The 26,259-nt window shown below is 71.0% G+C and carries 26 protein-coding genes and 2 pseudogenes; 15 read left to right on the top strand and 13 right to left on the bottom strand.

The window, feature by feature from the left end:
* Positions 1-2: 2 nt before the first annotated feature.
* Entirely contained in the window at positions 3-857 is an 855-nt protein-coding gene (locus tag OG741_RS12055) for a MaoC/PaaZ C-terminal domain-containing protein (protein ID WP_405596870.1), read from the bottom strand.
* Between the two features lie 323 nt (positions 858-1,180).
* On the opposite strand from OG741_RS12055, the gene OG741_RS12060 reads away from it, so the two are divergent.
* On the top strand, positions 1,181-1,813 hold the full coding sequence (locus OG741_RS12060) for a response regulator (protein WP_405605528.1): 633 nt from the start codon (positions 1,181-1,183) through the stop codon (positions 1,811-1,813).
* Positions 1,814-1,870: 57 nt separating this feature from the next.
* Here the strand turns inward: OG741_RS12060 and OG741_RS12065 are convergent, their stop codons facing one another.
* Together OG741_RS12065 and OG741_RS12070 are read right to left on the bottom strand one after the other, a co-directional pair.
* Positions 1,871-4,570 (bottom strand): PAS domain S-box protein, encoded by a 2,700-nt coding sequence (locus tag OG741_RS12065; RefSeq protein WP_405596872.1) that lies wholly within the window; start codon positions 4,568-4,570, stop codon positions 1,871-1,873.
* Positions 4,571-4,734: 164 nt separating this feature from the next.
* Positions 4,735-5,916: an FAD-dependent oxidoreductase gene (locus tag OG741_RS12070; protein ID WP_405596873.1), complete on the bottom strand. Its 1,182-nt coding sequence runs from the start codon at positions 5,914-5,916 to the stop codon at positions 4,735-4,737.
* A gap of 75 nt (positions 5,917-5,991) precedes the next feature.
* On the opposite strand from OG741_RS12070, the gene OG741_RS12075 reads away from it, so the two are divergent.
* Together OG741_RS12075 and OG741_RS12080 are read left to right on the top strand one after the other, a co-directional pair.
* Entirely contained in the window at positions 5,992-6,564 is a 573-nt protein-coding gene (locus OG741_RS12075; RefSeq protein ID WP_405596875.1) for a TetR/AcrR family transcriptional regulator, read from the top strand.
* A gap of 70 nt (positions 6,565-6,634) precedes the next feature.
* Complete coding sequence (locus OG741_RS12080; protein WP_405596876.1) at positions 6,635-6,784, top strand: hypothetical protein; 150 nt, start codon at positions 6,635-6,637, stop codon at positions 6,782-6,784.
* Between the two features lie 95 nt (positions 6,785-6,879).
* Here the strand turns inward: OG741_RS12080 and OG741_RS12085 are convergent, their stop codons facing one another.
* Together OG741_RS12085 and OG741_RS12090 are read right to left on the bottom strand one after the other, a co-directional pair.
* On the bottom strand, positions 6,880-8,091 hold the full coding sequence (locus tag OG741_RS12085) for a lipid-transfer protein (RefSeq protein ID WP_405596878.1): 1,212 nt from the start codon (positions 8,089-8,091) through the stop codon (positions 6,880-6,882).
* Between the two features lie 11 nt (positions 8,092-8,102).
* On the bottom strand, positions 8,103-10,253 hold the full coding sequence (locus tag OG741_RS12090) for an acyl-CoA dehydrogenase (RefSeq protein WP_405596880.1): 2,151 nt from the start codon (positions 10,251-10,253) through the stop codon (positions 8,103-8,105).
* A gap of 172 nt (positions 10,254-10,425) precedes the next feature.
* Here OG741_RS12090 and OG741_RS12095 point away from each other — a divergent pair, with 172 nt between their 5' ends.
* A complete protein-coding gene (locus OG741_RS12095) occupies positions 10,426-10,767 on the top strand; it encodes a DUF5713 family protein (RefSeq protein ID WP_405596882.1) in 342 nt (113 codons plus the stop codon).
* Between the two features lie 22 nt (positions 10,768-10,789).
* Here OG741_RS12095 and OG741_RS12100 read toward each other — a convergent pair whose 3' ends face one another.
* Positions 10,790-11,047, bottom strand: coding sequence for a hypothetical protein (locus OG741_RS12100; protein ID WP_405596883.1), 258 nt, complete (start codon positions 11,045-11,047; stop codon positions 10,790-10,792).
* On the opposite strand from OG741_RS12100, the gene OG741_RS12105 reads away from it, so the two are divergent.
* From OG741_RS12105 to OG741_RS12115, 3 genes and pseudogenes are all read left to right on the top strand, one after another.
* Positions 11,036-11,266: a hypothetical protein gene (locus OG741_RS12105; RefSeq protein ID WP_405596884.1), complete on the top strand. Its 231-nt coding sequence runs from the start codon at positions 11,036-11,038 to the stop codon at positions 11,264-11,266. The two genes, OG741_RS12100 and OG741_RS12105, sit on opposite strands and share 12 nt — an antisense overlap.
* Positions 11,244-11,768, top strand: a pseudogene (locus OG741_RS12110) (DUF6879 family protein). Before OG741_RS12105 ends, OG741_RS12110 begins: the two are co-directional and overlap by 23 nt.
* A gap of 23 nt (positions 11,769-11,791) precedes the next feature.
* Positions 11,792-12,061 (top strand): helix-turn-helix domain-containing protein, encoded by a 270-nt coding sequence (locus OG741_RS12115; RefSeq protein ID WP_405596886.1) that lies wholly within the window; start codon positions 11,792-11,794, stop codon positions 12,059-12,061.
* Here OG741_RS12115 and OG741_RS12120 read toward each other — a convergent pair.
* A complete protein-coding gene (locus OG741_RS12120; RefSeq protein WP_405596888.1) occupies positions 12,030-12,308 on the bottom strand; it encodes a DUF397 domain-containing protein in 279 nt (92 codons plus the stop codon). The genes OG741_RS12115 and OG741_RS12120 overlap by 32 nt on opposite strands.
* Positions 12,268-13,116, bottom strand: a complete 849-nt coding sequence (locus OG741_RS12125) for a Scr1 family TA system antitoxin-like transcriptional regulator (RefSeq protein WP_405596889.1) — start codon at positions 13,114-13,116, stop codon at positions 12,268-12,270. The genes OG741_RS12120 and OG741_RS12125 overlap by 41 nt, the downstream gene beginning before the upstream one ends.
* Before the next feature lie 84 nt (positions 13,117-13,200).
* Between OG741_RS12125 and OG741_RS12130 the strand changes: the two genes are divergently transcribed.
* The 6 genes from OG741_RS12130 to OG741_RS12155 all read left to right on the top strand — a co-directional run bounded on the left by OG741_RS12130 (position 13,201) and on the right by OG741_RS12155 (position 17,708).
* The gene (locus OG741_RS12130) at positions 13,201-13,617 is read left to right on the top strand and encodes an ATP-binding protein (RefSeq protein WP_405596891.1); all 417 of its coding nucleotides are present in this window, start codon (positions 13,201-13,203) and stop codon (positions 13,615-13,617) included.
* Between the two features lie 43 nt (positions 13,618-13,660).
* The gene (locus OG741_RS12135) at positions 13,661-14,311 is read left to right on the top strand and encodes a class I SAM-dependent methyltransferase (protein ID WP_405596893.1); all 651 of its coding nucleotides are present in this window, start codon (positions 13,661-13,663) and stop codon (positions 14,309-14,311) included.
* A gap of 23 nt (positions 14,312-14,334) precedes the next feature.
* Positions 14,335-15,294 (top strand): N-acetylmuramoyl-L-alanine amidase, encoded by a 960-nt coding sequence (locus OG741_RS12140; RefSeq protein ID WP_405596895.1) that lies wholly within the window; start codon positions 14,335-14,337, stop codon positions 15,292-15,294.
* Between the two features lie 146 nt (positions 15,295-15,440).
* On the top strand, positions 15,441-16,274 hold the full coding sequence (locus OG741_RS12145) for a hypothetical protein (protein ID WP_266476982.1): 834 nt from the start codon (positions 15,441-15,443) through the stop codon (positions 16,272-16,274).
* 100 nt (positions 16,275-16,374) lie between these two features.
* Entirely contained in the window at positions 16,375-17,382 is a 1,008-nt protein-coding gene (locus OG741_RS12150) for an LLM class F420-dependent oxidoreductase (RefSeq protein ID WP_405596896.1), read from the top strand.
* A 35-nt stretch (positions 17,383-17,417) separates the two neighbouring features.
* Positions 17,418-17,708: a hypothetical protein gene (locus OG741_RS12155; protein ID WP_405596898.1), complete on the top strand. Its 291-nt coding sequence runs from the start codon at positions 17,418-17,420 to the stop codon at positions 17,706-17,708.
* Between the two features lie 191 nt (positions 17,709-17,899).
* Here the strand turns inward: OG741_RS12155 and OG741_RS12160 are convergent, their stop codons facing one another.
* The 3 genes from OG741_RS12160 to OG741_RS12170 form a co-directional block, all read right to left on the bottom strand.
* Positions 17,900-18,970: a prenyltransferase/squalene oxidase repeat-containing protein gene (locus OG741_RS12160; protein WP_405596900.1), complete on the bottom strand. Its 1,071-nt coding sequence runs from the start codon at positions 18,968-18,970 to the stop codon at positions 17,900-17,902.
* The gene (locus tag OG741_RS12165; RefSeq protein ID WP_405596901.1) at positions 18,967-19,701 is read right to left on the bottom strand and encodes a class I SAM-dependent methyltransferase; all 735 of its coding nucleotides are present in this window, start codon (positions 19,699-19,701) and stop codon (positions 18,967-18,969) included. Before OG741_RS12165 ends, OG741_RS12160 begins: the two co-directional genes overlap by 4 nt.
* 292 nt (positions 19,702-19,993) lie before the next feature.
* The gene (locus OG741_RS12170) at positions 19,994-21,313 is read right to left on the bottom strand and encodes a glycosyltransferase family 4 protein (protein ID WP_405596902.1); all 1,320 of its coding nucleotides are present in this window, start codon (positions 21,311-21,313) and stop codon (positions 19,994-19,996) included.
* 199 nt (positions 21,314-21,512) lie between these two features.
* Here OG741_RS12170 and OG741_RS12175 point away from each other — a divergent pair, with 199 nt between their 5' ends.
* Together OG741_RS12175 and OG741_RS12180 are read left to right on the top strand one after the other, a co-directional pair.
* Positions 21,513-22,160, top strand: a complete 648-nt coding sequence (locus OG741_RS12175; protein WP_405596903.1) for a TetR family transcriptional regulator — start codon at positions 21,513-21,515, stop codon at positions 22,158-22,160.
* Between the two features lie 172 nt (positions 22,161-22,332).
* Positions 22,333-22,941, top strand: coding sequence for a LuxR C-terminal-related transcriptional regulator (locus tag OG741_RS12180; protein ID WP_405596904.1), 609 nt, complete (start codon positions 22,333-22,335; stop codon positions 22,939-22,941).
* Between the two features lie 285 nt (positions 22,942-23,226).
* Here OG741_RS12180 and OG741_RS12185 read toward each other — a convergent pair.
* Both OG741_RS12185 and OG741_RS12190 read right to left on the bottom strand, forming a co-directional pair.
* Positions 23,227-24,573 (bottom strand): annotated as a pseudogene (locus tag OG741_RS12185) (ATP-binding cassette domain-containing protein); the annotation flags it as partial.
* Complete coding sequence (locus tag OG741_RS12190) at positions 24,566-26,257, bottom strand: ABC transporter ATP-binding protein (protein ID WP_405596906.1); 1,692 nt, start codon at positions 26,255-26,257, stop codon at positions 24,566-24,568. The pseudogene OG741_RS12185 and the gene OG741_RS12190, both read right to left, overlap by 8 nt.
* Positions 26,258-26,259 lie beyond the last annotated feature (2 nt).

Raw genomic sequence — 26,259 nt, forward strand, 5'->3', positions numbered from 1 at the left:
CTTCAGGACGTTTCCACGAGGGTGTCGGCGAGGACCGGGGCGTCGTCCCGTTCCACGGCTGTCACCGACACCTGGACCTTGCTGTCTTGCTGCCACATCCGGATACGCAGGGTCTCGCCCGGGAAGACCACTCCGGCGAAGCGTGTGGTGTACGAGCGGACGCGGCCGACGTCCCCGCCGAGGACGGTGTCGACGACGGCCTTGAGGGTCACCCCGTACGTGCAGAGCCCGTGCAGGATGGGCCGGTCGAAGCCTGCGAGCGCGGCGAACTCGGGGTCGGCGTGCAAGGGGTTGAAGTCGCCGGAGAGCCGGTAGAGCAGCGCCTGGTCCTCGCGGATGCTCCGTTCGACGGTCTTGTCGGGCTCGCGTTCCGGCTGCTCCAGGCGCACCGACGGCCCGCGCTCGCCGCCGAAGCCGCCTTCTCCGCGTACGAAGATCTGGGAGTCGCTCGTCCACAGCGGCCCGTCGTCGTCGGCGGCATCGGTGCGCAGGACGAGAATCGCGGCCTTGCCCTTGTCGTAGACGGCGGCGACACGCGAGGTCGAGACGGCTTTCCCCTCGACCGGGATGGGCCGGTGCAGCCGGACGGTCTGTCCGCCGTGGAGTACGGATGTGAGGTCGATGTCGAGCCCGGGGCTGCCGAGTCCGCCGACGACGCCGAGGCGCCCGCCCGCGACGGTGGCGAAGCTGGGCAGTACGTGCAGCTTCGATTCGAAGGTGTAGCGCAGTTCGCCGGGATCTGTGGCGGGGACGCCCGCGCCGAGGCCGAGGTGGTAGAGCAGGACGTCCTTGCGTTCCCAGCGGATCCCGGCGCTGCGGGGTTCGGCGGCGACGGCCTTGGCGGCATCAATGGGCATGGGGTTGCTGCTCCTTGATGGGTGGAAGACCTCGGCGCGGCCGTCCGCACCGTCGGCCGCACCGAGGTCGCACGGGACCGGCCCGGGCGCCCGTTCTAGAACGCGTTCTAGGGTCGGTGGCCCCTATGTATAACGCAGCCCCCAGAACTTGTGAAGACTGCTGACTCCACGTCAGATGCGGTGGGCGGCCCAGGATACTTGTCCCTGCCGAGTGCGTACGGCTCGTCGGTGATCGCCGGGGTGCGGAACGACGGGACCGCTTTGAGCTGCGACGCATGGCCGCCGAACCCCCAGATCCGCCATACGCTTACATCGTGGAAGAAATGCCCCAGGATCACCGGCCCGCCAAGTCCGTACGCGTACTCCTCGCCGAGGACCCGGGCATGATGCGCGGCGCGCTCGCGCTGCTCCTCGGGCTGGAGCCGGACATCGAAGTCGTCGCACAGGTCGCCCGGGGCGACGCCATCGTCGACGCGGCGCTCACCTCGCGCCCCGATGTCGCTCTCCTCGACATCGAACTGCCCGGCCGCAGCGGACTCGACGCGGCCGCCGACCTGCGGGACGAGGTCCCCGACTGCCGGGTACTGATCCTCACCACCTTCGGGCGCCCGGGCCATCTGCGCCGAGCGATGGAAGCCGGAGCCGCGGGCTTCCTGGTCAAGGACGGGCCCGTGGAGGAACTGGCCGGGGCGATCCGCAAGGTCCTGACCGGCGAGACGGTCATCGACCCGGCCCTGGCCGCGGCGGCCGCGAACGCGGGCCCGAGCCCGCTCACCGCGCGCGAGCGGGATGTCCTCAACGCGTCGGTGGACGGGGCGACGGTGTCCGACATCGCGGGGACGCTGCATCTGTCCGAGTCGACGGTACGGAACTGTCTGTCGTCGGCGATCGGCAGGACGGGCACGCGCAACCACATGGAGGCGGTGCGGGCGGCGCGGCAACAGGGCTGGCTGTAGCCAACGCCGCGTATTCAGCCCGCCCAGTATTCCGCCCGTCCGCCGTTCGAGGGCGTCTCAGCGTGTCGTCTTCTCTTGCAGCCCAAGGGTGAACCAGGTGGTCTTGCCCTCGTCGGTGGGACGCACTCCCCAGCTGTCGGCGAGGGCCCGGACGAGGATCAGTCCCCTCCCGGACTCCTCGTCCTCTGCCGCGAGCCGGGGCTGGGGCAGATGGGGGCTGTGGTCGCTGACCTCGACGGTTAGATCGGTGGCGGTGCGGCGCAGGTGCAGGCCGATGGGTCCCTGCGCGTGCTGGACGGCGTTGGTCAGGATCTCGGAGAGCAGGAGCAGTGCCTCGTCCGCGGCCCCGGTGCAGTCCCAGGAGGAGAGTGCCTTGCCGAGGAAGGCGCGGCCCTCGGGCACCGAGTCGGGGATGGCGGGCAGGTCGGTGGTGACGGCGGCCAGGGGCGCGTCGGGCAGCCGTGTCAGCAGCAGCGTGACGTCGTCGTTGTGGCCCTCGACGTCAGGCAGCAGGGTGGCCAGGATGTGATCGGCGGCGGCCTCCAGCTCGGGAGGGGTGGCGAAGAGGTCGCTCAGGGTGTTGGTGAGCTGGTCGAGCTGGTCCTCGATGTCGCTGCCCGGGGTTTCGATCAGGCCGTCCGTATAGAGCACGAGGGTGGCGCCGGGCGGTATGACGGCGCTCGACTGCTGGTAAAGGACGTCGCCGACGCCGAGGGGCGCGTTCACGGGCGCCGCGAGCGCCCGGGCGCCGTCGCCGGGGGTGGCGACCAGGGTGGGCAGATGGCCGGCCGAACAGATCGTGACCTCGCCCGCGTCGGCGGCGATGACCAGATAGCAGCAGGTGACCAACTGGTCGGGGACGTCCAGGTCGGCGACGCAGGTGTCCAGGGCCTGCATGAGCTGGCGGGGTTGCATGCCGGTCTTGGCCAGGGCGTGCGCGGCGGAGCGCAACTGCCCCATGACGGCGGCGGCTTCCAGGCCGCGGCCCATCACGTCGCCGATCAGGACGCCTACCCGGCCGGCCCCGAGTGGGATGAGGTCGAACCAGTCGCCGCCGACCCCGGCGCCTTGGGTGGCGGGCCGGTAGCGGCTGGCGGTGGCGAGGCCGGGGATGGCGGGCGGGGTGCCCATCAGGCTGCGCTGGAGGGTGAGGGCGATGTGTCGCTGCTGCTCGTAGAGGACGGTCAGTTCCGCCTCGGCCTGCTTGCGGTCGCTGATGTCGCGGACGATGGCGCACGCGCCGGTGACTGTGCCGTTCGCGGCGCGGGTGGGCCAGAGGGTGACGTCGACGTCCAGCAGGCCGCCGGAGCGGGTGAGGCGCAGGGTCTCGAAGTGCTCGACTTTCTCACCATTGCGCAGCCGGTCCATGAGTACGTTGATCTCGTCCCGGCGTTCGGGTGGGGCGAGGATGGACACGCGCCGGCCCATGGCCTCGGCCCGGGTGTACCCGTACAGCCGCTGGGCGGCGGCGTTCCAGTAGGTGATGTGGCCGTCGAGGGTCTTGGCGAGGATCGCGTCCTGGGAGGACTCGACGAGCGCGGCGAGTTCGTTGATGCGTTCCTCGGCGGCTTTGCGGTCACTGACGTCACGGACGGCGGCGGACACCAGAAGGCCGTCGGTGGTCTCCAGCGGACTGAGACTGATCTCGACGGGGAACTCGGTACCGTCCTTACGCAACCCATGCAACTCCAACCCCGCACCCATGGGCCGCACCTGCCGATTATTCGCATAGCCATCACGATGACCCGCATGATGAGCCCGAAACCGGCCAGGAACCAACAACTCAACAGGGCGACCCAGCAACTCCCCACGCTGATAACCGAAAAGAGCCTCGGTCTGGGCATTCACAAGCTTGATGATGCCCGTGTCATCCACAATCACCATCGCGTCCGGCGCCGCCTCCAACAACCCCCGAAACCGCTCCTCAGCAGCCTTACGGTCACTGACATCCCGAACGGCAGCAGACACCAAAAGACCGTCAGCAGTCTCCAGCGGACTCAAACTGATCTCGACCGGGAACTCAGTACCGTCCTTACGCAACCCATGCAACTCCAACCCCGCACCCATGGGCCGCACCTGCCGATTATTCGCATAGCCATCACGATGACCCGCATGATGAGCCCGAAACCGGCCAGGAACCAACAACTCAACAGGATGCCCCAGCAACTCCCCACGCTGATAACCGAAAAGAGCCTCGGTCTGGGCATTCACAAGCTTGATGATGCCCGTGTCATCCACAATCACCATCGCGTCCGGCGCCGCCTCCAACAACCCCCGAAACCGCTCCTCAGCAGCCTTACGGTCACTGACATCCCGAACGGCAGCAGACACCAAAAGACCGTCAGCAGTCTCCAGCGGACTCAAACTGATCTCGACCGGGAACTCAGTACCGTCCTTACGCAACCCATGCAACTCCAACCCCGCACCCATGGGCCGCACCTGCCGATTATTCGCATAGCCATCACGATGACCCGCATGATGAGCCCGAAACCGGCCAGGAACCAACAACTCAACAGGGCGACCCAGCAACTCCCCACGCTGATAACCGAAAAGAGCCTCGGTCTGGGCATTCACAAGCTTGATGATGCCCGTGTCATCCACAATCACCATCGCGTCCGGCGCCGCCTCCAACAACCCCCGAAACCGCTCCTCAGCGGCTCCCGGCCCGCCTTCGTGAGCCGCGACACCACACAGACACTGCTTCCGGACCGCCGCATCCGCGGACCGAGCCGATGCCGGTCCAACAAAGTCACCCATGTCCGCCCCAGACGTGCCGCCTACCGTGAATCGGGCCATTCCAGTACGCCAGGACCGCGCCCGCCGCGACTTGTCGCTTACTGGCTTCACAACGGCCGAACCTGTCCGCCGACAGTGCCCCCGGTGACCGTCTGACGACGACGCAAGAAACTGGCGGGTCCCTGCTACCCGGGGAGGCGGAAGCCGTTGAACAGGTCGTCCATGCCGCGCAGGGCCAGGCGGGCAGGGGTGGCACGGACCGCGAGGTCGCGGGCCGCCACCGCGAGCGGGTTACGGAGGGCGCCCAGGCGGCCGACCCGGCGGGCGCGGACGCGCACGGCGTCGGTGCGGTCGCGGCGGGCGGCGGTGTACGCGGCGAGGGCGGCCGGGACGGATTCTGTGCTGTCTCCGCCGTCTCCGGCGGGAAGCAGGTGCGCGAGGAGCACCGCGTCCTCGATGGCCTGGCAGCCGCCCTGGCCGAGGTTGGGGGCCATGGCATGGGCGGCGTCGCCCAGCCAGGCGATCCGGCCGTGGTGCAGCGCGGGGAGCGGGGCAGCCAAGTCGTAGAGGTCGTTCTGGAGGACGTCGGCGGGGTCGAGTCGCCCGACGCGGTCCAGCAGGGCCGGAATCGGGTCGTGCCACGAGCCGAAGCGGTGCCGGAGTTCGGCGCGGGGGTCGGCCGACCGGGTGCCGGCCGGGACGACCGCCGTGGCGTAGAGGTAGAACCGGCCGTCGGTGAGCGGGGTGACGCCGAACCGCTCGCCCCGCCCCCAGGTCTCGCTCATGGCCGGTATCCGGAGGTCCGGGGCGTCCACGATGGTCCGCCAGGCGGTCTCGCCGATGTACTGCAGGCCGGGGTGGGCAGGGAAGTACGCGCGGCGCAGCGGGCTGTGGATGCCGTCGGCGGCGACGACCAGATCGGCGGGAAGGTCCGGGCCGACTTCCGTACGGATGGTCGGGCGGCCCGCGGCGTCGTCGACGGCGGTCACGGCGGTGCCGTAGCGGAGGGCCTCCGGCGGCAGGGCGGCGGTCAGGGCCGCGGCAAGGGCCGGGCGCGGGACGGCGATCGGGGGCATGCCGTAGCGGGCTGCCATGTCGGCGGTGTCGGCCCGGGTGAGCCACTGGCCGTCGGAGCGGCGCAGGCCCATCGTTGTGGGTACGGCGCTGCCGGCGGCGTGGGCGGCGTCGACGTCGATGGTCTCGAGTGCGCGCAGGGCGTTGGGGGCGAGGCCGATGCCGGCGCCGGTGGTGGGGGGTTCGGGGGCGCGTTCGCAGACGGTGACGTGCCAGCCGCGGCGGTGCAGTGCGATGGCGGCCGTGAGGCCGCCTATTCCGGCCCCGACCACCACCGCGTGACGTTTCGGCATGGAACACCTCTTCCGTTCGGTCCAGGCATCCTCTACACCTGTAGAGCCCTCACTCTACAACTGTAGAGTGAGGGCATGTCCAGCCCTGACCGCCGCACCCTCATCGCGGACACCGCGATCGCCACCGTGGCCGCGGCCGGCCTGCGGGGGCTCACGCACCGCGCGATCGACACCTCGGCGGGGCTGCCCGCGGGCAGCACGTCGTACTACTTCCGCACGCGTACGGCGCTGATTGGCGCTTGCTATGCGCGCATCGCGGAACTGGACCTGGACGACATCGAGTTGAGGCAGCCGGTCTCGCGGGAGAAGGCCGCGGCCTCGCTCGGGGCACTGCTGCACCGCTGGCTGACCACGGGCCGCGAGCGCCAGCTCGCCCGCTACGAGCTCAGCCTTGAGGCTGCGCGCACGCCGGAGTTGGCGTCGGCTCTCCACCGTGCGGGCCTGACGGCCCGCGCCGGTGCGGCCGCCGTTCTCGCGGCGCTGGGCGCCGCCCGGCCCCCGGAGGCCGCCGAGCTGCTGGTCGCCTGGATGGACGGCCTGCTCTTCGACCGCCTCGCCGGCGCGATGGCCCGCACCCGGCCCGCGCCCGACCTGGCGGAACTCACGGCGGTGGCCCGCCGGATGCTTGACGCTGTCCTGGCCGACTAGGACTTGCCGGCCGATCCGCGCCACTGCACCCCCCGGGGCTCAGGTGGGCGCGTCCATCCGCTGGGTGCCGATGACCTTGAGGATTGCTGGGGTACTCGCCCGCTCCTCGACGATGGATCCCTCCCGCGCCGAGCAGGTGCTCGGCTGGAAGCCGGTCGAGCCCACCCTTCTGGACGAGCTGCGCAGTGGGTCCTACGCAGCCGCCGCCACCCGTACCTGACACCGGCCGGCTTCCCTGCCCGGCCCTTTCCCGCACAGGGCAAGTCTCCCGGGTCACCGCGAGACGCATCGCGGCGCGGCGGGAACGGTGAGTTGCTAATTCCGGAGCAGCGTCACCACCGCCGCGCCGCCGAGCCCGATGTTGTGCGCGAGCCCCACCCGCGCCCCCGCCACCTGCCGCCGCCCCGCTTCTCCCCTCAACTGCCGGACCAGTTCGGCCGCCTGGGCCAGACCGGTCGCGCCGAGCGGATGGCCCTTGGAGATCAGGCCGCCCGACGGGTTGACCACCCACCGGCCGCCGTACGTCGTCGCGCCGCTCTCCACGAGCTTGCCGGACTCGCCGTCCTCGCACATGCCGAGCGCCTCATACGTCAGCAGCTCGTTGATGGAGAAGCAGTCGTGCAGCTCGATGACGTCGATGTCCTCGATGCCCAGCCCTGACTTCTCGTACACGCTCCGTGCGGCCTGCCGCGACATCGGCTTGCCGACGACGTCGATGCAGGAGCCGGAGGCGAAGGACTCCTCGGTGTCGGTGGTCATGGCCTGGGCGGCGATCTCCACGGCCTTGTCGAGCAGCCCGTGCCGGACGACGAAACGCTCGGAGACGACCACGGCCGCGGCCGCGCCGTCCGAGGTGGGCGAGCACTGGAGCTTGGTCAGCGGCCGGTGGATCGTCTTCGCGGCGAGGATCTCGTCCACCGAGTAGACGTCCTGGAACTGGGCCTCCGGATTGTTCGCCGAATGCCGGTGGTTCTTGGCGCCGACGGCGGCGAGCTGCGCCTCGGTCGTGCCGTACCGCTCCATGTGCTCGCGGGCGGCGTTGCCGAAGATCTGGGCGGTGGGCGGGGACATCTCGAAGCCGTGCGCGGCCGCCATGACCCCGTAATGACGCGCGACGGGTGACGTGGCGCCCCCGACATGAGCGGCTCCGCCGCGGGCCCCGCCGTCCGCACCCGCCCCCAGCGCCCCGCGCGCCATCTTCTCGAAGCCGAGCGCCAGTACGCAGTCGCTGATGCCGCCCTCGACGAACTGCCGCGCCAACATCAGCGCAGTCGACCCGGTCGCGCAGTTGTTGTTGACGTTGTAGACGGGCACACCGGTCAGCCCGAGTTCGTACGCGGCCCGCTGGCCCGCCGTCGACGCCTGGAAGCAGTATCCGACGGGCACCTGCTCGACGAGGTCGTACGAGATCCCCGCGTCGGCGAGCGCGCCTGTCCCCGCCTCCTTCGCCATGTCCCAGTACTGCCAGTCCCTCGACTCGGGCTTCTCGAACTTCGTCGTCCCGACCCCGACGATGTACGCCTTCATGGTCTTCCCTCTCAGTCCCTGGGCAGGCCGAGGATGCGCTCGGCGACGACATTGAGCTGTACCTGCGTGGTGCCGCCCGCGATGGTGAGGCAGCGCGACATGAGAAAGCCGTGCACGGCTCGCGCGCCCGCGCCTTCGTTCAACGCGCCCTCGGGCCCGAGCAGTTCGAGTCCGAGCTCGGCGGTCTTCTGCTGGTGCACGGTCTGGACGAGTTTGCGTACGGACGCGCCCGCGCCCGGTTCGAGCCCGGACACCTGCCGCATCGTGGTCCGCAGCCCGATACAGGCGAGAGCGTGCGCCTCGGCCGCCAGCGCCCCGATCCGCACGCGGTCCGCGCCGTCCAGGCCGGACGCCCGCGCGAGAAGTGCCTCAAGGCCCGTGTCGAAGGCGATCTGGTCGGCCATGTGGACACGTTCATTGCCGAGGGTGTTGCGGGCGACCTTCCAGCCCTCGCCGATCTTCCCCACCACCGCGTCGTCCGGCAGCAGCGCAGCATCGAAGTAGACCTCGTTGAAGAGGGAGTCGCCGGTGATCTCCTTCAGCGGGCGGATGTCGATGCCGTCCGTCCGCTTCATGTCGACGACGAAGTAGGTGAGTCCCTTGTGCTTGGGGGCTTCGGGGTCGGTACGGGCGAGCAGGATGCCGTAGTCGGCCCGCTGGGCGGAGCTCGTCCACACCTTCTGGCCGCTGACGAGCCAGCCGTCCGGGGTCTTCTCTGCCCGGGTCCGCAGACTCGCCAGGTCCGATCCGGCGCCCGGCTCGGAGAACAGCTGGCACCAGCGCAGATCGCCACGCAGCGTCGGCCCGAGGAAGCGCTCCCGCTGCGCGGGCGTCCCGTACGCGATGAGCGAAGGCACCACCCAGGTCGCGATCCCGAGATCGCTCACTCGCACCCCGGCGGCCCGCAACTCCTCCTGCACGACGAGCTGCTGGACCGCTCCCGCGCCAAGTCCGTACGGCTCCGGCAGATGCGGTGCGGCGTACCCGGTGGGTGCGAGTTCCCTGCGTACGGCGGCGGGGTCGAGCCCTCGTACGCTCGCGGCCGCCGCCCGGGCCGGTCCCCGGTGGCTCGCCGCCTCCGCGGGCAGTTCCAGCCGCAGCTCCCGCCGCGCCCCGCCCGCCGCGAGCCGGACCGCCCGCAGCCGATGGCTGTCGCCGGGTCCGAGCAACTGGCGCGCGACAAGGGCCCGGCGCAGATACAGGTGCGCGTCGTGCTCCCAGGTGAAGCCGATCCCGCCGAGCACCTGGATGCAGTCCTTGGCGCAGGAGTACGCGGCGTCGAGCGCGACACTCGCCGCCAGCGCGGCCGCGAGTCCCCGCACGTCTTCGGCCTCGTCCACCGCGCGGGCCGCGTCCCACGTCAGCGCGCGGGCCTGCTCGACGCGTACGAGCATGTCGGCGCACAGATGCTTGACCGCCTGGAACTGCCCGATGGGCCGCCCGAACTGCTCGCGCACCTTGGCGTATTCGGCCGCGGTGTGCAGCGCCCAGGCGGCGGTGCCGCACGCCTCTGCCGCGTACAGCACGCAGGCGAGGTCCCGTACGAGACCGGTGTCGATGTCCAGTACGCGGTCCGGCGGTACGGTCACGCCGTGCGCGGTGACCTCGGCGGTGGGCCGGGTCGGGTCGGCGCTCTCGTGCACTCGGACGGTGAACTGGTCCGCGTCCACCGCGAGCCACGCGGTCCCGGTGTCGAGTACGAGCAGATCCGCCTGCCCGCCGCCGAGCACGGGCGGCGCGGTGCCGTCGAGCCGGTAGCCCTCCGGCGTCTCGGTGGCGGTGAGCGTCCCGGGGCCGAGCGCGACGGCCCCGATGCGCTCCCCGCCCGCGAGTGCGCCCGCCAGATCGCCCCGGCCCGCGCGGGCCAGCACGGCGGACGCGAGCGCGCTGGGCAGATACGGCCCCGGCAGCGCGGCCCGGCCCGTCTCCTCCAGGACGACGGCGAGGTCGAGCACCGTCCCGCCCCCACCGCGGTGCTCCTCGGCGAGATGCGGGCCGAGGATGCCCTGCTCGGCGGCACCGTCCCAGTACCCGGGCCGCCCGGTCCCGTCCCCGGGCGCGTCGAGCAGCTTCCGCACGGCCTCGGGCGGCACGGCGCGGGCAAGCCAGCCGCGCACCGACTCGGCCAACGCGAGCTGCTCCTGCGTGATTCCGATGCCCATGCGGGCAGACTAGAACACGTTCCATTCTGACGGAAGGTCAGATGCAGGTGTCGACCTGAGACCTGTTGCGAAAGTGCTGGTTGCGCCCATCTGGGCGGGCATGGGTGACAGCGCTTTGTCAGTGGTCTGGTGCAAGATCGGCGCGTCAGTTCTTCTACGGGGTTGGGACGCTATGCCGATCACAAACCAGCAGGTAGCGGGGCGTGCGTTTCTGCAGCCGCTGTACGCAGACACGTACTTCCCCGGTCACGTCGTTGACAAGGGCAAGGCGATCCTGATTCGGCTGTGCGAGCGGATTGAGGCTGAGCAGCCGTCGGATCTGGCAGGCCTGTATGTGCTCACCCAGGCCGCGACGGAGGAGTTCAACCTGCTGGAGGCGGAGTTCGAGGCGGCCGGAAGTGAGATCGAGACGGTAGCGCGCGAGGAGATTGCCGAGGACTTCTGGTTTGTTGCGTCGTCCTACGGATTCACGGATGCGGACGTAGAGGAACTGATCGCCACCCGGGATTGGTGAGCACCAGAAGGCTGTCTGCTGGTCACAGCCACTCGTTGAGGACTGCGACCAGCACGGTCGCCTCGTAGCGGACGGCGAGCTTGTCGTATCTCGTGGCCACCGCGCGGTGGCGCTTGAGCCGATTGATACGGCATTCGACCGCGTGGCGCTCGCGGTAGTCGTGCGGGTCGAAATACGGCGGCCGGCCGCCACGGGAGCCGAGCTTCTGGCAGTTGCGCGCCTGGTCGGCCTTGTCCGGGATGGTGCAGCGGATCCCGCGGCGGACACCATGGCTCTGCACAAGCTTGGCAAGGACCCGGAGAGCAAGTCCGGCGGATCCCCCACGATCTACCTGGACGACGAGAAGGACACGTATGTCGTCCAGGGATGGCGGATCGAGGACGAGGACCGCCTGAAGCAGCTCGATGACATCCCCGGCCACGAGACCGTCGTCGAGATCCCCCGGCGGATGGTCCAGTTCTTCTTGGAGATGCGACGTGACGAAGGCACCGACCTTTGAGGATCTGCTGGCGTCAGCCCAGCAGTCGGCCGTGCACCTGGAGATGCGCGACGGGTACATGGCCTCGGACCCGGCGTTCATCGCCTGGCAGAGGGGGACTCTGACAGATCCGGTCGGTGATGACGCCGACTTCGAGCAGTAGCTCAAGTGGGTACGCGATGCCACCGAGCGTGGGGTCGCCATTCGCCGGGCCCGGGTCTTCTCGGTCCCGGAGTCGGACTACATCCGGTTCGAGCACTACGTCTCGGATGCCAACGTGGAGGCAGGCGAGCAGATCCGCTGGCTGCCGCGCCGCCGGGCAACGGACATTGCCTTCCCCGGCAATGACTTCTGGGTGTTCGACAATCAGACAGTCTTGGTCCTCCACTTCACTGGGGACGGTGAGACGGCCCCTGACTGGATGGAGCTCACGACGGACCCGACGGTTCTCAAGCTGTGCGCGAGTGCCTTCGAAGCCGTGTGGGAACGCGCGGTCCCCCACGCGGAATACCGGCCCGCCTGAGCGCACGACACCGAAGTAGAGCTGTGGCATCGTCGCCTTCTTCAGCCGTCCAGGACGCCCGGCAAGCCCTGGGCGGTCGGCTTCGAGAGATCCGTAAGGCAGGCGGCTTCAGGACCGCACGGGCCTTCGCGGCCCGTGCCGGCTGGAGCGAGTCGAAAGCGTCCCGCATAGAGAACGGCGTGACGACGCCGTCCGACGAGCCGGTGGAGCGGAGAGAGGAATCATGGACCTCGGCTCCACCGGCCGACTCGCTTGCAGCAGTCAGAGACCGCCCTCGGCGGCGGCGGCCGTGACGAAGGCCGCGAAGGCGGCGGGAGTGACGGCGAAGGCGGGGCCGTCGGGGTTCTTGGAGTCGCGGACGGCGATACGGCAGGGCTGGGCGGCGACCTCGATGCACTGGCCACCGGTGTCGCCGCTGTACGTCGACTTGCGCCAGGCGGTCGCACCGAGCGGCGCGCACTCGATGCACTGGCCGCCGGTGTCGGAGCTGTACGACGACTTACGCCACCGCGCGCCCGTCAGATCCTGGTTCGTGGCCATAACGCTCCTCCATTACGCGGGCGATCAGTGCCGCCGAATCCTCCACGGAGAGCGCGGCGGCCTGCAAGTGATCGTAACGGAGCGAACCTTCCCTGAGAGCTTGCGGATTGGCCGTCATGTGGCCCTGGACAAAGTCCTCGCTGTAGACGAGATCCGGGTCGTCCTCGAACCGCAGGACAGTGAACGAGCCCGGCAGCCCCGCATGAGCCCCGGCCGCGAAGGGCAGGATCTGCACCTGCACCCACTCCCGCCCCTGAAGGCCCAACAAGTGGGCGAGTTGGTTCCGCATGACGTCCCGACCGCCGATCTCCTGGTGCAGGACGGCCTCGCTCAGGACCACCCAGCTCAGTGGCGGGTTCTCGCGCTCCAGGATGCGCTGACGCTCCATTCGGGCGGCCACCTTCGCATCAAGGTTCTCCTCGTTCCTGACGCCGAGCACTGCCCGCGCGTACGCCTCGGTTTGCAGCAGGCCATCCACCAACTGCGCCTGAAATGACGAGATGTACGCCGCCCGCGCCTCCATCTCGGCGTACGCCTGGAACCAGCTCGGCAGCTGGCTCCGCAGCACCAGCCCCACCAGCCGTGAGAACACCCCGCCCGTCCCCAGCGCCGCGTCCACGCGCTCCGAGAAGTCCCGCGTCGGCACCTTCCTCGCCGTCTCGATCTGGCCGACCAGCGAGGCCGTGCAGAAGACGCTGACGCCCAGCTCGCCCTGCTTCAGCCCGGCGTCCTCTCTCAGGCGGCGCAGTTCGGAGCCGTAGTAGTCCAGCGGTGATGCGCTGGGATCCAGGTCGCGGATGTTGACCACGCGGCGGTCACCCCCAAGCAAACGCCTCGCGGCGTACGTTTCCGGTCATAGCCGAGCGTAAGCGCGCCACTCCACTCTGGTGACATGAATCACGTAACTGACTGCCCACCAGGGACGATTGAAGGCTGCTACCGCATGGGCTTCACGGTGGGCACTCACTCCGCGCGGCATCTGCGGCGCATCCTGCGGACCTTCCTGACCCGCTGGGAGATGCCCGGGCTGACCGACGCCGCCGAGCTGGCGCTGACCGAGCTGGTCGCCAACGTGGTGCGGCACGTGCCCGGCAGGCGGTGCACGCTGCTCATCCTGCGGCGGCCCGACGGGCTGCGGGTCGAGGTCGCGGACAATCACCCGCACTGCCCCCGCCCGGTACGCCCCGAATGCGGAGGCGACCTCGACGAGGGCGGGCGCGGGCTGCTGCTCGTCGAGGCGGTGACCGACCGCTGGGGCGTGATGCCGATGCCCGGCGGCAAGACGATGTGGTTCGAGTGCGACGCGTGAGGCACGATGGGCGGCCGGACACCCCGTACGACCAGGAGGAACCATGGCCGCCGCGCCCAAGCCGGAGACCCTCGCCGCCTTCGAGGCCGCCAAGGGCTTCATGCCGGTACGGGAAGGGCTCGCCCTGTATGCCGCCGCCGCCGAGGCGGGCGGTCTTGGCCTGCCGCTGCTTGAGGTGGGCACGTACTGCGGGCGCTCGACGATCCTGCTCGCCGACGCCGCCCGTGAGGCGGGTACGACGGCCGTCACGGTCGACCACCACCGGGGCAGCGAGGAGCAGCAGCCGGGCTGGGACTACCACGACGCGGAGACCGTGGACCCCGAGATCGGCCGGATGGACACGCTTCCCACCTTCCGTCGCACCCTGCACAGGGCCGGTCTGGAGGACCACGTCATCGCGGTCGTGGGCCGGTCCCCGCAGGTCGCGAAGGTGTGGGGTACGCCACTGGGACTGGTCTTCATCGACGGCGGGCACACCGACGAGCACGCGGCCGCGGACTACGAAGGCTGGGCGCCGCATGTCGCCGAGGGCGGACTGCTGGTGATCCACGACGTCTTCCCCGACCCGGTCGACGAGTGGACGGGCCAGGCGCCGTACCGCGTGTACCTGCGGGCACTCGCGTCCGGGGCGTTCACCGAGGTCTCGGTGACGGACTCGCTGCGCGTCCTGCGTCGCAGCGGGCCGGGGATCTGAGCGGCCCAGCTAGCATCGCCAGGGTGTCGTACGACGAGAACCAGCCTCCCGCTGCCCGGCCGCGCCGTATCGGGCGGGGCAATCTCACCATCGCGATCGCCGCGCTGGTGCCGACCGCACTGGCGGGGTGGCTGGTGTGGCAGACGATGAGCGGCCCGGAGGACAACGAGCCGCCGAAGGTGCTGCCGCTGCCGAGCGGGCAGGCCACGGCGGGCAAGCCGGGCGGCCCGGCGACCTCCCCGAGCCGCACCCCCGCCTCTCCCTCGAAGTCGCCCTCGAAGTCTTCGGACGGAGAGAAGGGCGGGACGGGGCCGCTGGCCGGGAAGGTCGTGGTCGTCGACCCCGGGCACAACTCCGGCAATTTCCAGCACACGAGCGAGATCAACAAGCTCGTGGACATCGGAACCAATCGCAAGGAATGCGACACCACGGGCACGGCCACCGCCGACGGTTACACCGAGGCCGAATTCACCCGCGATGTTTCACAACGTCTTCGCAGACTGCTGGAAAAGCAGGGCGCAACGGTTCAATTCACCCACGACAACAACCGGGCGTTCGGTCCCTGCGTCGACGAGCGCGCCCGGATCGGCAACAAGGCCGAGGCCGATGCCGTCATCTCCGTCCACGCGGACGGCGCGTCCGTCGGCGACCGCGGCTTCCATGTCATCCTTCCCGCCCTGGTCAAAGCGGGTGCCGCAGACACGACGAACATCGTCGGCCCCTCGCGTGAACTGGGGACAAGGATCGCCGGACGGTTCGTACGCGCGACCGGCAGCGCGCCCTCCAACTACGTGGGCGACGGCACCGGGTTGGACGTGCGCAAGGATCTGGGCGGCCTCAATCTGTCCACCGTGCCCAAGGTATTCATCGAATGCGGCAATATGCGTGACCCACAGGACGCCGCCCTGCTGAAAGACTCGGCGTGGCGCCAACTGGCCGCCCAGGGAATGGCGGACGGCATCGCCGGCTACCTCCAGGGGTAACTGCGATACCCGGCAGACGGCCGGATCGGGCAGACGATACATTCACCTCTACGATGGGGAGCCACCCCGAGCTCCGCGCCGTGCACACCGCCGCACCGGCGGCAGCGACGACCGCCCCGATGAGACGACCGACGAAGGACTTTTACGTGAACATCCGCTCCCTCACTCGAGGCGATGGCGTGGTGATCGGAGCAGCGGTGTTGCTGTTCATCGCCTCGTTCCTCGACACGTTCGACTGCTCCGGTTCCAACTGCGACGACGTGCCGACCGCCTGGGACAACGGTTCCCTGCTCCTGGGTGTCTACTTGGCGGGCATCATCGGCGCGGCACTGATCGTCACCTCCCGTGCGCTGCCGCAGCCGCCGAAGGTCATCGGCCTCGACCTCGGCCAGCTCGGTGTCGCCCTGACGCTCTTCACGGCGTGGAGCGCGCTCGGCGCGATCTTCGACCCGGCGGGCTCGCTGGACCTCGGCGACAGCGGCATCGACTCGGGCACCGGCCTCATCCTCGGCTTCATCGCGGCGCTCGCGCTCGCGGCGGGCGCGGTCTGCTCGCTGATCGTCCCGGCCTTCAAGGCGCCGCTCATGGGCGCCCCGAAGCCCCCGGCGACCCCGTACGGCGCGCAGCCGGGCGTCGCCGGAGCCGGTTACGGCTACCCGGGCGGCGGCCAGCCGCAGCCCTACGGCGCTCAGCCGGGTCAGCCCCAGCCCTACGGCGCCCAGCCGCAGCCGGGTCAGCAGCAGCCGGCTCCGGCCGCGCCGCAGCAGGCCGGTGCTCCGGCCGACTTCACGCCGTTCTGGTTCGCGGTGCCGGTGGCCCGTCCGCTGTTCGGCGAGGACGGTTCGCCGACCCCGATCGCCGAGCTCGCGCCCGGCACGTGGTACCTCGCTGTCGAGCAGCGCGGTCCGGGCCTGGTGGCCCAGACGCAGGACGGCCGCCGGGGTGTCCTGCAGGACACGAGCGGTATCCAGCGCGGCTGATCCCGCGCCCCGACCGAGCACGGCCCTTCGCCCTTCCGGGCGGGGGGCCGTTGTCGTACAGTCTGGCCCGACCTGACATACCGTCAGAAGGGATCGCGCCATGCGACTCGGGCTCGCACTCGGCTACTGGGGCCGCGGCCCCGACCCCGCCCACCTGGAGCTCGCGCGCGAGGCCGAACGCCTCGGCTACGACTCCGTGTGGACGGCCGAGGCCTGGGGCTCCGACGCCTTCACCCCGCTCACCTGGATCGCCGCGCACACATCCCGGATCCGCCTCGGCACGGCGGTCGCGCAGATGGCCGCCCGCACGCCGACGGCCACCGCCATGCACGCGCTCACCCTCGACCATCTCTCCGGCGGCCGGATGATGCTCGGGCTCGGGCTGTCGGGCCCGCAGGTCGTGGAGGGCTGGTACGGGCGCCCGTTCCCCAAGAGCCCGCTGACGGCGACCCGCGAATACGTCGACGTGATCCGCCAAGTCCTTCGGCGCGAGGCCCCCGTTGAACTGGCGGGCCGCTACCACTCCCACCCGTACCGCGGCGACGACGCCACCGGCATCGGCAAAGCCCTCAAGCCGATCACGCATCCCCTGCGCGCCTCGCTGCCGCTGCTGCTCGGCGCCGAGGGCCCGAAGAACATCGCCCAGACGACGCGCATCGCCGACGGCTGGCTCCCGCTGTACTGGTCCCCGCTGCGGACGGACGTGTACGAGGCCTCGCTCACCGGCCTTCCGGAGGGCTTCCTGATCGCCCCCATGGCCCGCGCCAAGGTCTGCGACGACGTCGCCGAAGGGCTGCTGCCGGTCAAGGCGATGCTCGGCTTCTACATCGGCGGCATGGGCCACGCGGCCCGTAACTTCCACGCCGACCTGATGGCGCGCATGGGATACGAGTCGGAGGCCCGGCACATCCAGCAGCTCTTCGCCGAAGGCCGCCGCGAGGAGGCGGTGATGGCGGTGCCCGACGCCTTCGCCGACGAGATCTCCCTCGTGGGACCGCGCGGCCGGATCGCGGAACGGCTGGAATTGTGGCGCAAGGGCGCGGTGACGGATCTGCTGGTGACCGCGCCGGACCCGCACACCCTGCGTGTGCTGGCCGAGCTCAACTGAGGTTTCACAGGCTCCCAAGCGGCAACCCGATGTGTATGAGCCTTAGTCGTCGGAACGGAACGCTGCAGGCCGCGAAGGTCATCACCATCGTGGCCGATGTCATGGCCGTCATCCTCGGCCTCTGGATCCTGATGTACCTACTGGACGCCAACCGCGCCAACGACCTGGTGAGCTTCATCCAGGACGTGGCCCGCTGGCTGGCCGGCTGGTCCTACGACCTGTTCACGTTCGACGAGGCGTGGGCGAGGGTGGTGGCCGGGTACGGCTTGGCGGCGGTGGTGTACCTGTTCGTGGGCCACGCGGTGGCGGGGCGTCTGCGGAGGTAGCGGGGTGCCGCTGCGCGGGGCTTGTTCCCCACCCCGCCCCTTCCCGAACTGGGGCTTCGCCCCAGACCCGTATGCGACCTTCGGCCGCATGTCCTCAAACGCCGGACGGGCTGAATAATTCAGCCCCTCCGGCGTTTGAGGAGCGGGGTCCGGGGCGGAGCCCCCGGCTACGGCCACCGCACCCCGCACCGCTAGCAGCAGTCCGGCGTCAGCCCCACCGGCAACCGCTCCCCGCTGAACACCGCCACCGTCGCCTCGTCGCCCCCCAGCGCCGCAACCGCCAGCAGCAGCGCCCCCGCCGTCCACGACGTGACCTCCTCCGGCCACACCGCGCGGTTCTCCTCGAAGACGTAACCCGTCCAGTACATCCCGTCCTCGGTCCGCAGATGCTGCACGGACTGCAGGATCTCCAGCGCCCGGTCGGACTCCCCCATCACCCACAGCGCCAGTGCGAGTTCGCAGCTCTCGCCGCCTGTCACCCACGGGTTGGGCAGCACACACCGCACACCGAGGCCCGGCACGACGAAGTCGTCCCACGACTCCTCGATACGGGACTTGGCCTCCGCGCCGGTCAGCGCGCCCCCGAGGACCGGGTAGTACCAGTCCATGGAGTAGTGGCTCTTGTCGAGGAAGCGCTCGGGGTGCTTGCGGATCGCGTGCGCGAGCGCGCCCGCCGCCAACTCCCAGTCCGGCTGCGGCTCCTCGCGCTCCTCGGCGATCGCCAGCGCGCACCGCAGCGCCTGGTGGACTGACGAACTGCCCGTCAGCAGCGCGTCGTTGACCGGTGTACCGTCCGCCTCGCGTTTCCAGCCGATCTGGCCGCCCGGCTGCTGCAGCTCCAGCACGAACTCGATCGCCGCGAACACGGCGGGCCACATCCGGTCGAGGAACACCTCGTCCCCGGTGGCCAGATAGTGGTGCCAGACGCCGACGGCGATGTACGCGCAGAAGTTGCTCTCGCGGCCGCGGTCGGTGGGCCGGCCGGCCTCGCCGTCGTGGTAGGCCGCGTACCAGGACCCGTCGGGGTTCTGGTGCCGCAGCAGCCACTCGTACGCACGGGCCGCCGCCTCGTGCTCACCGGCCGCGTCCAGCGCCATGGCCGCCTCGGTGTGGTCCCACGGGTCGAGGTGATGCCCCCTGAACCACGGGATCGCACCGTCCTCGCGCTGCATCGCGCGTATGCCCGCGACCGTCTCGGCGGCCTGCTCGGCGGTGAGCACTCCGGGCAGGACAAGGTGTTCCGTACGCCCGGGAGTTGTCACTTGGCAGCCACCGCAGGCAGGTGCGGCTTGGTCGCGTACGCCACGAAGCTCTTGCCGACGACCGGGTTGAGCGCCTGCTCCGCGAGCCGGGTGACCAGGGGCTTCTTCATGATGTCCCAGACCAGCAGCTTGTGGTACGCGCGGACCGGCAGCGCCTTGTCGTTGTCGACGCCGAACGCGCACTTGAGCCACCAGTACGGCGAGTGCAGCGCGTGCGCGTGGTGCGTGCCGTACGGCTTCAGTCCGGCTTCCTTCATCTTGCCGAGCAGCTCGTCGGCCTTGTAGATGCGGATGTGGCCGCCCTCGACCTCGTGGTACGCGTCGCTGAGCGCCCAGCAGATCTTCTCGGGCCCGTAGCGGGGCACGGTGACGGCGATCCGTCCGCCGGGCTTCAGCACCCGGACCATCTCGGCGAGGACGCCCTTGTCGTCGGGGATGTGCTCCATGACCTCGGAGATGATCACGACGTCGAAGGACTCGTCGGGGAAGGGGAGGTTGAGGGCGTCGCCCTCCATGGCGGTGGCGGTGGCGCCCTCCGGGGCCTCACCGGCCTCCTTCATCGCGGCGAACCACTTGGCGACCTCGCGGATCTCCTCGGCGTTCTGGTCGAGGGCGACGACCTGAGCTCCGCGCCGGTAGCACTCGAACGCGTGCCGCCCGGCGCCACAGCCGAGATCGAGCACGCGGTCGCCTGCGGCGAGCGGGAAGCGGGAGAAGTCGACGGTCAGCACGTGGACCTGCTTTCGCGGTCGGGGGTGGTTCGAGTTGCCGTGGCGGTGGCCGAGGGGGGCGGGGCCGGGGGCCTGCGGCCCGTGGCTGTGGCCGTGCGGGCGGGTGCCGTGGCCGGGCAGGTCCGGGCCGGGGGCCTGTGGCCCACATTTGTGGCCGCGGAGCGGCCGAGAGACCCGACCGCGGAGCGGGCAAAGACGCCGGTGCGCCGGACGCCGACTCGCGCCGTGGGCCTCCGGCTCACACATGTGGCCGCGGAGCGGCCGAAAGACGTGGCCGCGGAGCGGGCAGAGCTCACCGCGCAACCCCCCGTATCGCGCGGCCGCGTACCGCGATCGCCTCGCGGTACAGCTCCGCCGTCCCCTGCGCCGCCCGCGCCCAGGTGAAGCGCGCCAGCACCCGTTCCCGGCCCGCTCTCCCCAGCCGGGAGCGCAGTTCGGGGTCGCCCAGCAGCCGGCCCAGAGCCGCGGCGAGCGCGCCCGCGTCGCCCGGCGGGACGGCCAGGCAGGTCTCCCCGTCCGGCCCGGAGACCTCCGGGATCGCTCCCCCGGTCGTGGCGACCAGCGGCGTCCCCGTCGCCATCGCCTCGGCCGCGGGCAGCGAGAAGCCCTCGTACAGCGACGGCACACACGCGATCTGCGCGCCGCGTACGAGGTCGACGAGCTCCGCGTCGGTGATGCCCTTGACGAACCGGACCGCGTCCTGGAGCCCGTACCGCTCGATGAGCTGCGCGACCGGCCCGTCCTCGGCCCGCTTGCCGACGACGACGAGGTGCGCGGCCGGGTTCTCCGTACGGAGCTTCGCGAGCGCTTCGACCAGGTGCACGAGGCCCTTGAGCGGGACGTCCGCGCTGGAGGTGGTGACGATCCGGCCGGGGACCTCCGCGACCGCGAGGTTCGGCGACCAGAGATCCGTGTCGGCCCCGATGTGGACGACCCGGACTCGCTCCGGCCGTACACCGAGGTGGTCGACGATCTCCTGCTGCGAGGAGCCGGAGACGGTCAGTACGGACGGCAGCCGCCGCGCGACCCGCTTCTGCATCCGCGTGAAGCCGTACCAACGCCGTACGGAGGCCCGCCGCTTCCAGCCCTCCGCGGCGTCGATCTCCAGCTGCCGGTCGACGGTGATGGGGTGGTGGATCGTGGTGACCAGGGGAGCGCCGAGGTCGCCGAGCAGCCCGTAGCCCAGGGTCTGGTTGTCGTGGACGACGTCGAACTCGCCGCGCCGCGCGGCCAGATGACGCCGCGCGCGCAGCGAGAAGGTCAGCGGCTCGGGAAAGCCCCCGGTCCACATCGTCGCGACTTCGAGCGCGTCGATCCAGTCGCGGTACTCGCCGCGCTTCGGGGTGCGGAAGGGGTCCGGGCTGCGGTACAGATCGAGGCTGGCGAGCTCGGTGAGCGGCACACCCTCGTCGAGTACGGGATAGGGCTGGGCGCCGATCACTTCGACGCTGTGACCGAGGCGGGCGAGTTCGCGCGAGAGGTGGCGTACGTAGACGCCCTGGCCGCCGCAGAAGGGGTTGCCCTTGTAGGTGAGGAGCGCGATGCGCAGCGGCTCGTCACCGCCGCCGGACCGACCCGTACGAGGGCCGGCCTCTATGGCCTCAGCGGTCACCCACGGCCCCCTTCTCACTGCGTTTTCGCCGGAGCGTAACCGCTCACGCTAATCTAGAACAAGTTTCAGACTTGATCGCTCAAGGAGCTTCGAATCTACCGGCAGGTAGCGCCGCTGTAAGAGCCGGATCAGGTGATTCGCGCCACGACGGGCACGCTGCCATGCTGTGCGATCCGGACTCGTGCGTGGAACGGGAAACATGACAGCGGAAGCCAAGTCGGCGGGGCCTGCGTCGCCGCCCCTGACAGAACGCCAGGAGGCGCGCCGCCGTCGCATCCTGCACGCCAGCGCGCAGCTGGCCAGCCGCGGCGGCTTCGACGCGGTGCAGATGCGCGAGGTCGCCGAGGCCGCCGGGGTCGCGCTCGGCACGCTCTACCGTTACTTCCCCTCCAAGATCCATCTGCTGGTCGCGACCATGCAGGACCAGCTCCAGCACATGCACACGACGCTGCGCAAACGCCCCCCGGCCGGTGACAGCGCGGCGGAGCGCGTCTCCGAGACGCTGATGCGGGCCTTCCGCGCGCTGCAGCGCGAGCCGCACCTCGCGGACGCGATGGTGCGGGCGCTGACCTTCGCGGACCGCAGCGTGAGCCCCGAAGTGGACACGGTCTCCCGGCAGACGACGGCGATCATCCTCGACGCCATGGGCCTGGAGAACCCGACGCCCGAGCAGCTGTCCGCGGTCCGCGTGATCGAGCACACCTGGCACTCCGCGCTGATCACCTGGCTGTCGGGGCGCGCGTCGATCGCACAGGTGAAGATCGACATCGAGACCGTCTGCCGTCTGATCGACCTGACGACTCCGTCGGCACCGTCGAGGCCGGCTACGCCGGGGCGCGCCCGCTAGAGAGGCCTGACCGGCGCACGCGGTCGCGCACGCCGGGCGTTCACTCCCGGCCTGTGCGCCCCTCTTGCCACCCCTTTGGCTGGATCTCCGTGCTCCTCGCGGCGCAACGCCGACCACAATGTTCGCGTGCTGCACGGAGCAAACCGGTGGGTTGGAGCTGAGGGGGCGAAACGTGATCCGGGTACTTCTCGTGCACGACGAGGGTCTGCTGCGCTCGGCGCTGGCGGACAGGCTCGCCCATGAGCCGGACCTGGAGGTCTCCCATGCGCCGTGGCGCACCGCGCCGGGGCTCGCGCGTTCGCTGGCGCCCGACGTCTGCGCCGTCGACCTGGAGTGCGCGGACTCGTACGGCATCGCGCCGCTCGGTGAGCTGCGCGGGCGGCGCAAGGGAGCCGCGAGCGGCCGGCTGCTGGTACTCGCCAGCGCAAACCGGCCAGGTCCTCTCCGGCGCGCGGTCGAGGCACACGCCATCGGCTACGTCGACAAGGAGGGCACTCCCGAGCGCCTGATCGCGGCGATCCGGCAGGTGGCGCGGGGGGAGCGCTTCGTCGACCACTCCCTGGGCTTCAGCTTTCTCAAGGCGGCCGAGATGCCGCTGACGAGACGGGAGTTGAGTGTGCTGTCACTCGCGGCCGAGGGAGCCTCGATCGCCGACATCGCGAGCAGTCTCCATCTGTCCAGCGGCACGGTGCGCAATTACATGGCGGCCATCACCCGCAAGACGGGGGCGCGCAACCGGGTCGACGCCATAAGGATCTCCCAGGGGGAGGGGTGGGTGTGAGGCTTCGGAACCGGTGAGCTCGGAGCCGGTCAGCTCGCGGTAGAAGGAGGAGCGGGCGAGCAGTTCCTCGTGGGTGCCGCACTGCGTGTGCGTACCGTCCATGAGCAGGACGCACCCGGCCCGCCGCGCCGAGCCGATCCGGTGCGCGACGACGATGAGCGTGCCGCCCGGGCGGGCGGCGAACGCCCGCTCCGCCAGGGCCTCGGCCGCCGGGTCGAGATGGCAGGTCGCCTCGTCGAGGAGGACGAGGGGCGCGGGCGCCACATGGGCGCGGGCGAGCGCGAGCAGCTGACGCTCACCGGCCGACAGGGCTCCGGGGTCGAGCTTCGCGTCGAGCCCGCCGAGCCGTTCGACGAGCCCCAGCGCGCCGACGGCCGTGCAGGAGGCGAGAAGCGCGGCGGCGGTGGGCGGCTCGGGGCACAGGTAGCCGAGGTTCTCGCGCACGGTGGCGGTGAAGACGTACGCCTCCTGCGGTACGAGAACCCGCTCGCCGCCGAGCGCGATCTCCCCGCGGTCGGGCCGCAGCACCCCGGCGATCAGCGCGGCAAGCGTGGACTTGCCAATGCCGCTCGGACCGGCGACGACGAGGTGCCCGCCGTACGGGACGTCCAGATCGAGCCCTTCGACGACGGGGGCGGCACCCGGCCCGTAGGCGAAGGTCACCCCGCGCAGCCGGACCGCCTGCTCCGCTCCCCGCGCCGGGGACACCGCACCCGGCTGCCGCTCCCCCTCGGCGGTGAGCCGGCGCAGGACGACCGCGAGCCGCGCGCCCGAGGTCCCGAGGCCCTGCATCAGCGCCTGAAGGGCGGGCAGGAGGGACTGACTGAGATAGGCGAGGGCGCCGACCAGCGCACCCGCACTCACCCCGTGTGTGAGCAGCCAGGGAGCCGTGACCAGCAGCAGCACGACGGGCAGACGGCCGCCGATGCCCACGGCCAGAACGCGCAGGGTGCCCCAGCGCGCCAGCGCGCGGGCGGCCCGGTACTCGTCGGCGAACCGTACGCGGGCGTCAGCGATCACCCGCTCCTCCGCCCCGGCCGCGGTGATGTCCCTCAACCCCGAGGTCAGCGCGCCCAGTTCGGTGGCGATCGCCTCGTCGGCGACGAGAAAGGCCTCCTGTCTGCGCGCCATCGGGCGCAGGGTCAGCGCGAAGAGCGTCAGCCCGGCGAGCAGGGGCGGCGTGACGACCAGGAGCAGTACGGGCGCCAGCGAGAACAGTCCGGCCAGGGCTCCGGCGGCCGTGAAAGCGAAGGTGCGCGAGACCAGGACCAGGCCCGCGAAGGTGTCCCGGGCGATCTCCACCTGGTGGGTCAGCCGGGACACGGCAGCGTCGTCCCCGTCGCGCAGCGCCCGGTCGACCACCCGTCGTACGAGTGCGTCCCGCACGGGCTCCACGAGGTCGGCGACCACCCGGTGGACCCTGCCGGTGCCGTACGCCCCGAGGACGACGGCGAGCGCGGCGGCGGCCAGCCAGCGCAGACCGTGGACGGGGTCGTGGGCAAGGAAGCCGCCGTCGACGGCGCGGGCGAGGGCGTAGCCGAGGAGGAAGGTCTGCCCGGCCTCCAGCGCGGACCAGGCGGCGAGGCGTACGAGCACGGAGGGCCGGGCGCGCAGGAGCCGGAGCTCACTCATCGAACACCGCCCGGTACTCCGGCAGTTGCCAGAGCTCGGCGTGCGGGCCGACCGCGCGGACGCGCCCCTCGTCCAGCCACACCACGAGGTCCGCGCGGGCGGCGGTCGGGGCGCGGTGGGCGACGATCAGCCGGGTCCGGCGGGCCCCCGCGAACAGGGCCTGGGACACCTTGCGCTCGGTGGCGGAGTCCAGGCTGGAGGTCGCGTCGTCCAGGATGAGCAGCCGCCCGTTGTGCGCGAACGCCCGTGCCAGGCCGAGGCGTTGGGCTTCGCCACCGGACAGCGGCGCGGCGGTGCAGGGCGTGTCGTAGCCGAGGGGCAGACGGCGTACGAAGTCGTCGGCACAGGCGGCACGCGCGGCCTCCCTCACGGCCTCGCCCGCGGGCGGGTGGGAGCCGAAGGCGATCGTGCCCGCGACGGTTCTGCCGAGCAGCGCCGGACGGGCGAAGGCATGGCCGACCTCGCGGCGCAGCGCGTCGCGGGAGAGCGACGTCAGCGGGACGCCGTCGATGAGGACGGCGCCCGCGTCGGGGTCCGCCAGCCGTCCGGCAACGGCGGCCAGCGCGGACTTGCCGCTGCCCGAGCGCCCCACGACGGCGGTGACCGAGCCGCCCGGAACCACCAGATCGATGCCGCGCAGCCCGCGCCGAGCTACGCCCTTGAGCTGCAACTCACCCTTGCCGGGCGGGAGCTGACGCGATCCGTACGTCATCGCGGGGGCTTCGAGGATCTCCGCGAGCCGTCCGGCGGCTGTCCGGCCGCGCACCAGGCCGTTCAGCTGCCCCACCAGTACGCCGGTGCCGGTGGCGAGCACCCCGTACCGCCAGGCGGCCAGCATTCCGCCGACGCTCAGAGCGCCGTCCGCGAGGCGTAGCCCGGCGACGGCCAGCACGGTGAGCTGGAGCAGCGGCAGCAGAGCGGCGGCGCGGGCGGTCGAGCTGCCCAGGATGCGCCACATCAGCCGCCCCTGGCGGGTCAGTTCGGGCAGCGGCGCGAGAATGCGGGCCGCGTCGCGCTCCTGCGCACCGGCCGCGGTGATCGTGCGGATGCCTCGTACCGCTTCAGCCAGGAGTCCCGCGATCTCGCCCTGGGCCGTGAGATAGCGGGCGCTGCTCTCGCCGGAGGCCCGGATGAACATCCTGAGCAGCAGGGCGAGCAGCGGCATTCCGGCGATGACCACGAGTGCTGTCCACGCGTCGGTGAGGGCGAGTGCGACGAGGCCGCCCACGGGCGTGAGTACGGCGGCGAGCGCGGCGGCCAGCGCGGTCGGTACGGTTCCGGCCTGCGCGGCGTTCCCCGTGAGCCGGGCCACTACCTCACCGGAGGACAGGCGCTGCTCGGGTCCGGCAGCGAGGACATGCCCGAGGACCCGTGCCCGTATCCAGGCGGTGGTACGGGCGTTGGCGCTTGCGGTGACGAGCCCGTCGACCGCGCCGAGCAGCACGGACAGGGCGGTGAGACCGGCGCAGAGGGCGAGCCATGGACCGGCGTCCGCGCGAGCCCCGGCTCCGGTTGCGGTTGCGGTTCCGGCTCCGGCTCCGGTTCCGGTTCCGGCGAGCAGGAGGTCGAGGGCGTGGCCGAGCACCGCGGGCAGTGCGAGCCCGGCGGCGGCCGAGGCGCAGGTCAGCAGCAGGACGAGGACGGCACGCGGCGCGCCGCGCCGGACGATCTCCCGGAGGAACATGC

The organism is Streptomyces sp. NBC_01410, from assembly GCF_045040195.1.
Lineage (GTDB): Bacteria > Actinomycetota > Actinomycetes > Streptomycetales > Streptomycetaceae > Streptomyces.